Source organism: Desulfitobacterium sp. LBE, assembly GCF_007830365.1.
GTDB classification, from domain to species: domain Bacteria; phylum Bacillota; class Desulfitobacteriia; order Desulfitobacteriales; family Desulfitobacteriaceae; genus Desulfitobacterium; species Desulfitobacterium hafniense.
Genome location: NZ_VLKD01000001.1, coordinates 437869 through 450194, shown reverse-complemented (window position 1 = coordinate 450194; position 12326 = coordinate 437869). Strand labels below are relative to the sequence as shown.

General features: G+C 43.7%; 11 protein-coding genes. 2 read left to right on the top strand and 9 right to left on the bottom strand.

Annotated elements, in window-relative coordinates; all coding sequences use genetic code 11:
- Positions 1 to 19 precede the first annotated feature (19 nt).
- Positions 20 to 1033: a siderophore ABC transporter substrate-binding protein gene (locus tag DESLBE_RS02125; RefSeq protein ID WP_144674961.1), complete on the bottom strand. Its 1014-nt coding sequence runs from the start codon at positions 1031 to 1033 to the stop codon at positions 20 to 22.
- Between the two features lie 264 nt (positions 1034 to 1297).
- On the opposite strand from DESLBE_RS02125, the gene DESLBE_RS02120 reads away from it, so the two are divergent.
- Complete coding sequence (locus DESLBE_RS02120; protein ID WP_005812196.1) at positions 1298 to 1654, top strand: helix-turn-helix transcriptional regulator; 357 nt, start codon at positions 1298 to 1300, stop codon at positions 1652 to 1654.
- On the opposite strand, the gene DESLBE_RS02115 is transcribed toward DESLBE_RS02120, so the two are convergent.
- From DESLBE_RS02115 to ytvI, 6 genes are all read right to left on the bottom strand, one after another.
- The gene (locus DESLBE_RS02115; RefSeq protein ID WP_011459873.1) at positions 1651 to 2349 is read right to left on the bottom strand and encodes a response regulator transcription factor; all 699 of its coding nucleotides are present in this window, start codon (positions 2347 to 2349) and stop codon (positions 1651 to 1653) included. The genes DESLBE_RS02120 and DESLBE_RS02115 overlap by 4 nt on opposite strands.
- Before the next feature lie 590 nt (positions 2350 to 2939).
- Positions 2940 to 4385 (bottom strand): HAMP domain-containing sensor histidine kinase, encoded by a 1446-nt coding sequence (locus DESLBE_RS02110; protein WP_144674960.1) that lies wholly within the window; start codon positions 4383 to 4385, stop codon positions 2940 to 2942.
- Between the two features lie 9 nt (positions 4386 to 4394).
- Positions 4395 to 5147, bottom strand: a complete 753-nt coding sequence (locus tag DESLBE_RS02105) for an ABC transporter permease (protein WP_005812189.1) — start codon at positions 5145 to 5147, stop codon at positions 4395 to 4397.
- Positions 5116 to 5859 (bottom strand): ABC transporter ATP-binding protein, encoded by a 744-nt coding sequence (locus DESLBE_RS02100; RefSeq protein WP_144674959.1) that lies wholly within the window; start codon positions 5857 to 5859, stop codon positions 5116 to 5118. Before DESLBE_RS02100 ends, DESLBE_RS02105 begins: the two co-directional genes overlap by 32 nt.
- Before the next feature lie 75 nt (positions 5860 to 5934).
- Positions 5935 to 7182, bottom strand: coding sequence for a hypothetical protein (locus DESLBE_RS02095; protein ID WP_018211600.1), 1248 nt, complete (start codon positions 7180 to 7182; stop codon positions 5935 to 5937).
- Between the two features lie 158 nt (positions 7183 to 7340).
- Positions 7341 to 8405, bottom strand: a complete 1065-nt coding sequence (ytvI, locus tag DESLBE_RS02090; protein WP_015944296.1) for a sporulation integral membrane protein YtvI — start codon at positions 8403 to 8405, stop codon at positions 7341 to 7343.
- 159 nt (positions 8406 to 8564) lie between these two features.
- Here ytvI and DESLBE_RS02085 point away from each other — a divergent pair, with 159 nt between their 5' ends.
- A complete protein-coding gene (locus tag DESLBE_RS02085) occupies positions 8565 to 9887 on the top strand; it encodes a radical SAM protein (RefSeq protein ID WP_144674958.1) in 1323 nt (440 codons plus the stop codon).
- A gap of 63 nt (positions 9888 to 9950) precedes the next feature.
- Here DESLBE_RS02085 and DESLBE_RS02080 read toward each other — a convergent pair whose 3' ends face one another.
- Both DESLBE_RS02080 and DESLBE_RS02075 read right to left on the bottom strand, forming a co-directional pair.
- Positions 9951 to 10655 (bottom strand): molecular chaperone TorD family protein, encoded by a 705-nt coding sequence (locus tag DESLBE_RS02080; RefSeq protein WP_018211598.1) that lies wholly within the window; start codon positions 10653 to 10655, stop codon positions 9951 to 9953.
- Positions 10656 to 10919: 264 nt separating this feature from the next.
- The gene (locus DESLBE_RS02075; protein ID WP_018211597.1) at positions 10920 to 12251 is read right to left on the bottom strand and encodes a DEAD/DEAH box helicase; all 1332 of its coding nucleotides are present in this window, start codon (positions 12249 to 12251) and stop codon (positions 10920 to 10922) included.
- Positions 12252 to 12326 lie beyond the last annotated feature (75 nt).

Below are 12326 nucleotides of genomic sequence, written 5' to 3'. Positions count from 1 at the left end.
TATGTTGTACTCCTTTATACTACTTAGTTAAAGCCTTGGCAAGTTCTTCAAATAACTCCAGATAAGTTTGTATTGATTCATTTGTGTAAGTATCTTTTGGCGCATAAACTATCTGCCCTTTAGAAACAGCAGTTGTTTTTTGCAGAGCAGGTGATTTATCGATGACATCCTGAGCCGGAACTGCATCAGTCATCGAAGATACTGCAGCATCACGATCCAGTACAAAAATCCAATCAGGATTACTTTGGGCAATAGCTTCAACAGACACATCATCACCTTGGTGATCTGAAGAGGCACCGTCAATTTTTAATGCCGGAGTCCATCCAAAAATTTCATACATTGGTCCCCAAACACGTCCGGAATGAGGAGCTGAAAAGCCAATATTTCCACCGGAAACCACAACACTCATCACTGTATCCGTCCCATTATAGGCAGACTTAGCCTCTGCGATAGCTTGATCAAAATCAGCTACCAATTGTTCAGCCTCCTTATTTTTATCGAAAATTTGCCCCAAAGCGATTGTAGAATCCTTAAGTCCATTGACTAAGTTTTCTCCAGGTGCATCCGCTTCTGTAGAAACATCAAAATTAAGATCAATAACAGCTGCATTAGGTACTAGCTTTTTGATATCTTCATAATATCTGGCAAATCTTTGCCCAACAATGACAAGTTCAGGGTCTACAGCTGCTATAATTTCAAGATTTGGTTCACCATGACTGCCAATATCCTGAACTGACTCATCCTTTACATAGGGGGAATCCGCAGGCATTACAGGCTTTGGCACAGCCGCTAATTCAATTCCCCAATCAGATAAAGTTTCAAATGTTCTATTGTCCAAAGCAACCACATTCTTGGGATTTACAGGAACAGTAACGGTTCCATGAACATCAGTGATTTCAACTGTTGAAGCTTCGCTTACTTGATCATTGCCTTGAGGGTTAACAGTTGGATTGCTTGAGTTTGTGCAAGCTGTCAGCATCAAAGCAAAAGTTGCTATAATAACAGCTGATTTAAAAAATTTAGATTTTCTCATTCATCTCTCTCCTTTTAATCCAAGGTTTTCTTTACCGGCGTTAATGGGTCAAATTTTCTGGCGAATAGCTCACTTTTTTTCTTGACGTTGGCAATTGCAATTTGGTATATTCAAAGAAATTAGTGATAATAATTATCATTGTCATTAACGCTTGTTTAAGACTATATCATCACTCATCCCTAAAAATCTTAACTAAATTTGTTTTTCCCAGGTGAAGTTATGTACTTTTCTTATTTGAACTAAACGGGTTAAAAGGAGGCGCTCATGGACAAAAAAAGAACTATAAACCCACCGGTTTATAGTCCTCATGTAAAAAAAGCCGTCGATTTTACTTATCAAAACCTCAACGAAGAATTAAGCCTGGAAAGGGTCACCGAGCATCTCAATCTCAACAAATCCTATTTTTGCAAGCTGTTTAAGCATCATATGGGTACGACCTACACCAAATTCGTCAACGAGCTGCGCATTGAACAAGGTAAACAGCTGTTGCTGGAAACTGAATTATCCATTCTCGATATCGCCCTTGCTCTGGGCTACAATAACCCTAATTACTTTATCAAGGCATTTAAACAGCATTTGGGAACCACTCCCCTTAAGTATCGCAAAGAAAGGGAAAGCTAAACTCGAAAACGATAGCCTGCTCCCCAGACGGTTTCAATATATTGGGGCTTGGAAGGGTCTATCTCCGTTTTCTCGCGAATCCGGGCAATATGCACAGTAACCGTTGCCGAATCTCCTAATGATTCCAATCCCCAGATCCGCTCAAAAAGCTCTTCCCTGCCAAAAACCCGGTTGGGGTTTTGCGCTAAATATAACAGCAAGTCAAATTCTTTCTGGGCAAGGTTCACTTCCTGATGGTTAACAAAGACTCGCCGTGAGTCTTTTTCGATTTTCAGCCCCCGGATGGTAATGGATTGGCGCTTTTTGATCCCCGCATTAAAGCGTTCTTTAAGCCGTTCATAATTTTCAATATGGGCTTTGACCCGGGCCACCAGCTCCCCCGGACTGAAGGGCTTCGTGATATAGTCATCAGCTCCCAGGCTTAAACCTTTGATCTTATCGATCTCCTCTTTTTTGGCTGAGACCAATAAAACGGGAATATCCTTATCCTCTTTCATACTCTTGAGAATCTCCAGTCCATCTAAGCCGGGCAGCATGATATCGAGAATGATTAAGTCGAATTCATTGTTCTGGATAGCTCTCAACCCTTCTACTCCGTCCGTGGAGAGAGTGACATCAAAACCTGCCACCTCCAGATAATCTCTTTCCAGCTCGGCAATACTGGAGTCATCCTCGACGATTAAAATGCGTTTCATGTTTGGCCCTCCTTGAGTATTCTCCCCTGAATCCTTGAGTATTCTCCCCTGAATCCTTGGGTATTCTTATGAGAAAAATTTCTGGGTCGCGTAGCTTTACCCACAACGGTCACTCCATAGCTCCGGAGCTGATCAACTCGCTTTCTTAACAGCTTCGCCAAACCCCGCTGTTTTCTGCATGTGAACCGTGGCTGCGCTACGTTAAGAAAGCCTCGTTGACCTGACCGCTCCTCCGCTAAAGCCGTTCCCTTTTGTGTGCAAAGCTACGGCTTGCAGGTCTTTTCCAGCTCACATTTTGGGCCTTTTGGGACCTTCTCAGGACTCTTCTGGGAGCCGCCGGTCATGCCGCCAGCGGCATCGGCGAAAGCTGCAAAAACCGTCGGGGGCTTTATCCCGTAACACCTTCTCAAGTCTTATCCTTCAACGGCTTTCTCAAGCCTAAAGCCCGAAAAGCAGCCCAAGGATTTTGCTTTACAAAAGGGAGCGGAGTGCTTTGAGCGTTAGTTTTGTCCGCGCAGCTTATGGAGCGACCGATGTAAAGCAAAATCCTGGAGACTCCCCCCTCAGACCCGAAAGGCGCGAAAGGCAACTTACGCTTCACCCCGAGGCAGCGAGATAAGCACACTGGTCCCCTTGCCTTCCCGGCTGACAGCCCATATCCGGCCTTCATGCCCTTCCACAATCTGTTTGGCGATAGCCAGACCCAGGCCGCTGCCTTTGATTTCAGTGCGGGCCGTATCCGAGCGATAAAACCGCTCAAAGATCTGAGCCACATCTTTTTTCGGTATCCCCCGGCCATTATCCTTAATTTCGATGATGACGCTGGAATGGGTTTCCCGCAAGGATAGGGTGATGACACCCTCTTCTTTATCCATATACTTACGGGAATTATCGATGATATTCAGAATGACCCGCATCATGCGTTCCCGATCCAGGGGAATTTCCTGAGCTGAGGTAAGCTCAGATTCAAAGAGAATTTTAATCCCGTTTCTCTCCATCTCCGGTTCTATTTCCTGAAGTCCGTCATCTAAAAATTCCCCGATGTTGGTTTTTTCAAAACTAAAGGGAATTTGGTTAAGATCCAGTTTGGCATAGAGCAGCAAGTCGTCGATCATAGTATCCACTTGCTCCGCCTTGCGGTAAATCGTCTTTAAGTATTTTTCTTTCTTTTCCGGAGAATTGGCAATACCGTCCAACAGCCCTTCCACATAGCCTTTAATGGAGGTCACCGGGGTCTTTAAGTCGTGAGAAATACTGGATATGAGCATCTTGCGGTTATCCTCATACTTAAGCTGGGTATGCACAGAATTCTTTAACTGAATACGCATGCGCTCAAGGTCGCGGCATAGTTCCCGCACCTCTTGGTCCCCTTCTTCGACGATTTCATAATCCAAATTGCCTAAAGTGATTTCCATGGCCGCTTTCTGCAGGTTGTTAAGGGGGGTAAGAATTCGCAAAGAAAAATAGTAGGAGGCAATGGCATTGGCGCCGATAAAAGACAAAAGAAATACCAAGCCGCTAAAGATTAAAAAATTCGTCATATCAAAGGAGGCCGGATTGATCGGAACAAGGAGATAGAGGGTAGTTTGCTTCTCCGCTTGCGCCTCGTCACGAGATACATCAAAGGACTGAACAGTGTAAGACTGGGTTCCCAAATCCACCCGGGCACTGCGGAATTGTATCGCCGGTTTCTTCAATTTAACTACATCGATGGCCGTTAAGTTGTGGGAGGAAAAAAGCACCCTTTCCCCTTCCAGCACCACGACTTCACCATCCAGGATATCCATCCGCGCCTGGAGCTCCTTTTGAAAGGAGCTGTCCTTGATTTTCTCAGGATTTTGGCGAAGAACACTATTCTCACGGCCCACTAATTCCATAGTCAGCTGAGCAACCTCCTGAGTATTGTGAATGGCCTGCTCTGTATCCGCCAGCTTGCCGGCAATATAAATATAAGCCATAGCGCTAATAACCGTAATCATCACCGGGAGGATTACGGTTAAAGCATTGGCTGAAATAAGTCGTCCTTTCAGATTCATCCTGTCACCTTAAAATTCTTTTTTGTCAAAAAGATAGTAGGCTCCTGTAAAAAACAGCAGAGCATATCCCAACATCAAGAGGAATTGCCGTATTATCTTCATCAGGGGAAATGAGTTGGCCAACCAAAGATTATACCAATCAAAATAGGATGTCAGAAGAATTCCGGAATATTGAGAAAAAAGCATGCCCAGGCCTTTAAAAAGAATGAAGGCTAAAATCGATACGAAAAAAACCGAAATACCGCTCTTCAGAACATTAGCAAGGAAAACGATGCCTAAGGCCAATACAAATAAAGGAATAAAGCTTACTGTATAGGAGAGTGTGCTTTGCCATATCCCTTTGAAACTCATCGTACCGCCGTCAAATACAAACCCTGCCAATAAAGAAAAGAGCAGCAAGAGACCCAGATTGGCTAAGATAAAGATACCGATAGCCGATACTTTCGCTGAAAACAGCTTAAAACGGCTCACAGGCCTTGTCAAGGTTATACGCATGGTATTTTGAGCAAACTCTCCGGAGAAGCTGTCAATGGCTACCAAGGCCGCAAAGAGAGGCAGAAGAGTATTAACAGCCACCGACAGGACCAGCATGGAAAAATCCGCGCTGCCTGCTCCGCGAATACCAAACCCTAAGCGAACCCCTAAGACCAAAAGCTGCCCTACGACAATCACCAGCAAAGAAAGAATAACCGCCACCATTACTTTCTTTTTCTTGCGTAATTTCTCAAGTTCATTGATTAATGCTGCTTGAAACACGGCCATTGCGCTCTACCTCACTCACAAAATAATTCTCCAGGGTGGCGTAATTTTTTAGAATATCTTCAGTGGTCTGAACATTGAGAAGCATCCCGTTATAAATAACGCCAATCTTGTTACAGGTTAATTCCACATCGTGAATTAAATGACTGGAGATAAAAAAAGTGGTCCGCTCCTGTTCGGCCAAATATAAAATCAACTTGCGGATATCGATCATTCCTTCGACATCAAGACCGTTTAAAGGCTCATCAAGAATAACCACTTTAGGCCGGGACAGAATGGCCGCCGAAAGTCCCAGGCGTTGTTTCATACCCAGAGAGAACCGTTTCGGCTTCTCATTCTTATAGCGGAGCATTCCCGTTAATTCCAGGACTTCTTCGATTCGTTGCCCATCCACATCCGGATAAAACCGGGCCAGTTGTCTGAGATTATCGTAAGCGCTGAGATAAGGATAGGTCTCCGGTATTTCAATGATACAGCCCACATGAGCCATTGCTTTTTCATACTCTTCCAGTATACTGTAACCAAATATCTTAACATCACCCCGATCCGGAGCGATCAATCCTGTCATAATTTTCATGGCCGTGGTCTTCCCTGCGCCATTGGGACCAAGAAAACCGAAGATCTCACCTTCATAAATATCCAGACTGAGATCGTTGATACCACGACCATTCTTATAAAGCTTCGTGAGATTTTGAATCTCAATGACTTTTTCCATATGCTAACCTCCAAATGAAGCCCCTAAAGGAGCTGCCGGAGTCCCACTCCGGCAGCTCAAGCTATTTTGCGCTAATTATTCCAAAACCGGATTAAAGGTTGAGTCATACATCAGGTTCATATTCGAATAATCGTTATTGATATAGAAGTTTATTTTACCCATATAGTTATCAAGGTAAATATGCCCTTCCCTGTTGCTTCCCTCTCCGGCGGAGCCTTCAAAGCTTGCGTCACGCATATCCTCACTTAAGAACTTCGCATTAAAGGTAAAGTCTTCGCTCTTATTGACTGAGCTTACGTAGTCCGCTTTATATACTTCCTGATAGCGGCCGGTGATGCCATTTTGATCAATATTGGTGATCTCCAGGATTCTCTCCCCGGCTTTCACCAGTCGTCCGTCTTTTTCCGTAATGATATCATTCTTAAAGGTCCCCACAAATTTCTGAGGATTGCTCATCACATTGCGATCCTTAATGATATCTTTGACCACTTCCTGGCCGGTAAGATCCGGTTTTGTGACAACAGTAGTATTGATATCTTTAATAGTGCCCAAAACTTCGACAGTCAACTCATGAACCTGACCGTCCGCATCTTTACCGGTTATGGTTGCCTGAGCCAGCAGATTCTGCAATGCTCCTGCTTCATCAATGTTGGCGGAGCCTGTCACTTCCTTCACGGCGATATCTTTGGTCATCCGTGGCCAGCCATTCTCCATTCTGGAATCATGAAATTCTTGCTTGATTGCAAAGGAGGATACGGCATTGATCAAGGTAGGAATCTGCATTTCCGAAAGAGATCCTGACAATTCCTTTGAGCCGTCGGGATTTTCCTTGACAATCACATGATCTTTCAGACTTCCCACGACGGCATCGATGATCCGTTCCACATCTTCAAACTCGTCTTCGGCAAAAGGATTATCAAAGGCCTGAAAATTCCGTCCCTCCGGATATTCCCCCACATAGATCTTGTTGTCACCCTTACTTTTGCGAATCGTGGTGTTATTGTCATTATAATAATAATGATTGAACACCTGGCCTTGGAAGTCCTCAGAAGTATTGGTACTTTCCGTAGCATTCTTGATCCGATCAGTTTTCTCTACCGAGCTTTCGGATTGCAGGACTTTTCCATCAGCTTTAAGTACTGCGGTCATTTCAATAGTATAATTGCTATACTCGCTGCCGGCCTTTTCCGCAGTCATCTTTATGCCATCCTTGAGTTGATCATAGCCGCTTTTGCTGACGATATCGGCAAAGGCTGTGGTGGCAAACAGCAAAGCGCCTATGGTAAAACCGGCAATGATTGCTGTTTTCTTTTTTAATTTCACATTGATTCCTCCTTTTACTTTGTGGAAGCTTCCCTTAGCTTTATTCTAACCTTCGTGTCTTGACTTTTCGTAAACAGATTCTAAATAAAGTATAAACTAACTATTAGCATTAATAAACTTGCTCCATAATAATAAAAGCGAAGCCGGAATGAATCCGGCTAAATGCTGAAACGATATTGGATTACCTTTGCTTTGACTAAAGCTTTATAGAAAATGATCAGCAGCGGTGCCAGGAAGACACCTAAAACTCCCATCACCTTGAAGCCTACCCAAATAGAAATCAACGTTGATAAAGGACCCAGACCAATTCTTTCCCCGAGAATTTTCGGTTCAATAATCTTGCGCAATACTGTGATCACAATAAAGAGAAGAATCAGACCAAGGCCGCTGAAAATATCCCCCAGAGTAATTAAGACGATTCCCCAGGGAACGAGAACGGAGCCTGTGCCGAGGATGGGTAAAATATCGACAATCACAATCAAAAGCGCCAATACCAAGGCATAACGCATGTCTAAGATCAAGAGCCCCCCGAGGCTCACAATATAGGTGAAGGTGCTCAACACCACTTGAGCCTTTAGAAAGCCAATGGTCGCATTGCGCAAATCCGAGAGCACAGCAATTGCCTTGGGCTTCGACTCCTTCTTGAAATAGGAAAAAAAGCGTTGACTAATATGATGCAGATTCAAATTAATCATATAAAGAGCAATAAAGAAGATGAGTAAGGTAATGAAAAAGATGGGAATAGACGCCGTTATGGATATGGTTTGGGCCCCCCAGGTGGACAGTAAATTGATACTGGATAATTGGTTGGCAAAGCCGGTAATCGTTTGATTGATCTGTGCCACCATCTCAGGGGGCAACACCATGATCAATTCATTAATGCGCTGATTAGCATCATTAAACCAAAACTGGATATTAGGGATATTGCGTTGGATGAACTTGATTAATTCATAAGCCTCACTTGTGATCTTGGTAATCAAGAAATACGCCAGCAGCAGGAAGCCGCCCAGAAACACAAAATAGGAAATATTAGCGGCAACAGGCCGATTGATCTTCGGCCATTTCATGAGCCATTGATTGAAAGGTTCCAAAAGCAGAGCAAACACCAGAGCAAAGATAAAGGGAGCAAAATGAGGCAAAGCATAATAAGCAACCAAGGGAATCAAAATAAAGGCTATGATAACAAGCAGTGTTACCGCTACTTTCTTGGCAAATTCTTTCATGTAAGGCATTCTCTCCTATCTGCGAAAAATGTACTTATCACTCATTTTAGGGTATATGTGCACCTTTTGCAATGAAATAACAAGAAGGTTATAATGTGTTAATAAAGGCAGTCCCTGCTCACCTTAAACTAAGGATTTTTTCGTAAAAAGGAGTTATGTATGATCATCGAAACGACTAAGCAAAACCTTTCTCAAATCAGAAACCCGGAGTTCTCCCAGTATGCTCAGATTTATGCCCGGGTCTATGATCATTTTATTGATCAAATCAAGCAAACGGGCATGGCCCTGGATGAAAACCTTGAAAAAGAGACCGCCGCCAAACTGGAAAAAATCAAGCAAATGCAGGGAGTTTTCCGTAACTCTGATAAAAGTATCGTCAACACCTGGATCTCCTCAGCCTGTGAAGCCTGTCAAAAAGGTGTCGGCACAGTGACAATGTATGTCTCCCTGATGTGTCACCGTAACTGTTATTTTTGTTTTAATCCCAATCAGGAGGATTACGAACATTTCACTCATAACAAAAGAGATCTGGTAAGTGAGCTCACTCAACATCTCAAACACGGCCCTAAATTAACTCACTTGGCTTTAACAGGAGGAGAACCCCTGTTGCATAAAAAAGAAATGCTGGATTTTTTCCGTCTGGCTAAGGAAAAATCCCCCAAAACCCATACCCGTCTCTATACTTCCGGAGATTTTCTCGACCGGGAAATCCTTCAGGACCTCAAAGACGCTGGTCTCCGTGAAATTCGTTTCAGCATTAAAATGGAAGACCCTGAACGCCTCAAGCAGGAAGTCTATGAGAGGATTGCTTTAAGCAAGGAATTTATCCCCGATGTTATGGTAGAAATGCCTGTTTTGCCGGGAAGCTTTGCCGAAATGAAGGAAGTTCTCCTTGAACTCGACCGCATCGGCATCTCCGGCATTAATCTCTTGGAGTTTTGTTTTCCCTTTAACAATGCCGATGAGTTTATAAAACGGGGTTATAAGGTGAAAAACCCTCCCTTTAAAGTCCTTTACGACTATTGGTATGCCGGCGGGCTGCCCATCTCCCGCAGCGAACTAGAATGCCTGGATTTAATGGCCTTCGCCCTGGAAGAAAAGCTGCAGCTGGGCGTCCACTACTGTTCTTTAGAGAATAAACAAACCGGACAAATCTATCAGCAAAATTACGGACAAAAAGTGTCCTCGCTTATGTTCTTTTCCCCAAGAGACTATTTCTTTAAATCGGCAAAAGTCTTCGGCGAGGATATTTCTAAAGTCAAGAAAATATTCAAAAAGAAAAACGTGACCCAATCCCAATTCAATGCCGATTATAATTATCTGGAATTCCACGTCAGTCAGATCAAGCTCCTCAAGGACCTTGATATTGAAATCGGCATCTCCTCCAATGTCATGGAAGTACGGGAAGATGGCAAGTATCTGCGGGAGTTGAAAATCGATAGAACTTATCCCAAAGACTTTGACCTGTCAAAGGATATCTGACTCAGATAGCCAAAACATTAATGATATAAGCCAAGCATAAAAGGGCTCTTTGAAATTTAACTTTCAAGAGCCCTTTCTCGTCAACAGGTCATAATCCCACATCAGAAACTCGTGAGCTAATAGAGCCATCCCCTGAAAATACTCTGTGTGCGCATTCTGGATCACGCTTAAAGTAAAGTCTAAACTCCACTTTAATAGGTGTTCCTCTAAGAATCTTTGCTGCTCTTTGAACAAATAAAGTGCTTCCTTGACAATTCCTGTCCTTAAATAATAAGACTGACGGCGTATTAATTCAGCCATAAATTCCAGCTCTACGCTGTAATGATCCTCCGGCTCCTTGTGTTTCAGTACATATGCCAAGCCATGGCGGCCATAGAACTCCCGCACCTTCAGGGTGGTAAGGTCAGCGGTTGCTCTTTCCTCAGTGCGGTAAACAGACTCCCAAGGTGGAGCAAGCAGTTGGCAAGGATCAACAAACAGCTTATTATAGTCCTCATTCAATTGTGCTGCCCTGTCTTCCAGATTCCGCTCATCAAGGGAAGCAAACCAAGCTCTTAACAGAGCGAGACCTTGTTGGAAGCCTTCTCTATTGATTTCCAATGGTAAAGACTCAAACAGCTTCTCTTCAATGATAGCTTTAAGCAATTCCACACTGGGCGGGCTGAAAAAACCTAGGTTTATCGTTTGGTACATAAGCTCCCTGACTTCAGGAAAGTGGGATTCTGCAAAGGTTACTCCTATGGTTTCATCAATATCCATATCCACCATATTCTTTACACCTTCTCCCCAGCTTTTATATTCTTTCTTCTCTATCCGGCATTTGAAAATAAATTTCTACATCTATGTTAAAATTAGGGTAATTCCTTCTTATATTGTGTATCCTATCATGCTTTTCTTAACTATTTATAAAAAATTCTTAACGAAATATTAATATTCCCTTATTTTTCCCACTTTTACCACATGTTATCTGAGTTGTATCCTATAATTCCGTAAAAAAGCCCCCTATGACTTCTCATAAGGAGCTTCTAAGAATTACTTATAAAGTTGAGCTTTGGCTTTGTGCGGCTTGGTCTTAGCCTTAACCCCGGTCTTTGTCTTAGCTTTAGCCTCAGTCTTTGTCTTAGCCTCGGGCTTTGCCTTTGCTTTAGTCTCGGTCTTAGTCCCTGCCCCTGCCTTTGTTCTGGTCCTGGTTTGCTGTCCCTTCTCTTCTTTCTCACTGATCACTTTGCCGAAAGACAGTCTCCGCAATGGGATTGATATTTTCAAGCTATTTTCGATCTTATGCAACAAAGGGAGTTCTCTTTGAGTTACCAGTGATACAGCCACCCCACTCTGTCCTGCTCGTCCGGTTCTACCCACCCGGTGCAAGTAAAGTTGGGGCTCCTCCGGAATATCGAGATTAAAGATATGGGTGATATTTTTAATATCAAGACCTCTGGCCGCCAGATCAGAAGCCACTAACAGCTGTGTTTTCCCTGCGCGGAAATCCGCCATGGCTTGACGGCGGTTCTCCTTTTGAGAAGCTCCTGATATAGCCACCGCATCCAAACCATGATAGCTGAGCCTTTCCACCGTTTTCTCAATCTCTTCAGTTTTATTGATAAAGATTAAAGCCCGCCCAGGCTCCAGATGCCGGACCAGCTTACGCAGAAGCTCCAGTTTATCTCGTTGCTCACACATAAAATGCTGATGAATAATCGTCGGCACAACCGTGGCCTTCATCGTTATTCTCTGGACTGCAGGATCCTTAAGAAAGCCGGCAGCCTGCTCTATGGCATCCTGAGATAGAGTCGCCGAAAACAAAAGGATCTGGCTGTCCTTATAGGCCGTCTTTAATACAGCTTTGACTGTCTGGATATTTCTTTCATCAAGCAATTGATCGGCTTCATCAAGCACAATGGTCTTGAGAGATTGAGCCGATATCTTCCTTTTCTGGATAAGCTCCAGAATGCGGCCGGCAGAGCCTACAATAATATGGGGCTTCTCCTTCAGTTTCTCAATTTGCCGCGCGATATTAACATTGCCAATTATGGCTGCGGAAGTAATCGTTGCAGCCAAATGCCGGGATAAATCCTGGATTTGCCGCTGAACCTGCAAGGCCAGTTCATGAGTAGGGGTAAGAACCAATACCTGATTCTCTCGTTTATTCCGGTCGATCTTTTGCAAAACAGGCAGGAGATAGGCTAAGGTCTTCCCCGACCCGGTTTCCGATTGGCCTGCAACATCCCGGTTGCTTAGAATGAGCGGTATGGTGCTCTTTTGGATCTCGGTAGGCTGAACTATCCCCTCTTTCGCGAGGGCTTCCACAAGCTCTGCCTGGATTCCTAATTCTTGAAAGGACTCTGGTCTTTCCATATTATCCATATTCGTTATATCCTCTTCTTTTATTCATTAACCAGGCTTTGCCAAAGGCACTGCCCGTGATGGTAGTATTGTTCA

What these genes read in the sequence shown, in the direction of transcription:
- DESLBE_RS02125 (WP_144674961.1), bottom strand. Translation starts at nt 1,033, where the DNA reads ATGAGAAAATCTAAATTTTTTAAATCAGCTGTTATTATAGCAACTTTT.
- DESLBE_RS02120 (WP_005812196.1), top strand. Translation starts at nt 1,298, where the DNA reads ATGGACAAAAAAAGAACTATAAACCCACCGGTTTATAGTCCTCATGTA.
- DESLBE_RS02115 (WP_011459873.1), bottom strand. Translation starts at nt 2,349, where the DNA reads ATGAAACGCATTTTAATCGTCGAGGATGACTCCAGTATTGCCGAGCTG.
- DESLBE_RS02110 (WP_144674960.1), bottom strand. Translation starts at nt 4,385, where the DNA reads ATGAATCTGAAAGGACGACTTATTTCAGCCAATGCTTTAACCGTAATC.
- DESLBE_RS02105 (WP_005812189.1), bottom strand. Translation starts at nt 5,147, where the DNA reads ATGGCCGTGTTTCAAGCAGCATTAATCAATGAACTTGAGAAATTACGC.
- DESLBE_RS02100 (WP_144674959.1), bottom strand. Translation starts at nt 5,859, where the DNA reads ATGGAAAAAGTCATTGAGATTCAAAATCTCACGAAGCTTTATAAGAAT.
- ytvI (WP_015944296.1), bottom strand. Translation starts at nt 8,405, where the DNA reads ATGAAAGAATTTGCCAAGAAAGTAGCGGTAACACTGCTTGTTATCATA.
- DESLBE_RS02085 (WP_144674958.1), top strand. Translation starts at nt 8,565, where the DNA reads ATGATCATCGAAACGACTAAGCAAAACCTTTCTCAAATCAGAAACCCG.
- DESLBE_RS02080 (WP_018211598.1), bottom strand. Translation starts at nt 10,655, where the DNA reads ATGGTGGATATGGATATTGATGAAACCATAGGAGTAACCTTTGCAGAA.
- DESLBE_RS02075 (WP_018211597.1), bottom strand. Translation starts at nt 12,251, where the DNA reads ATGGATAATATGGAAAGACCAGAGTCCTTTCAAGAATTAGGAATCCAG.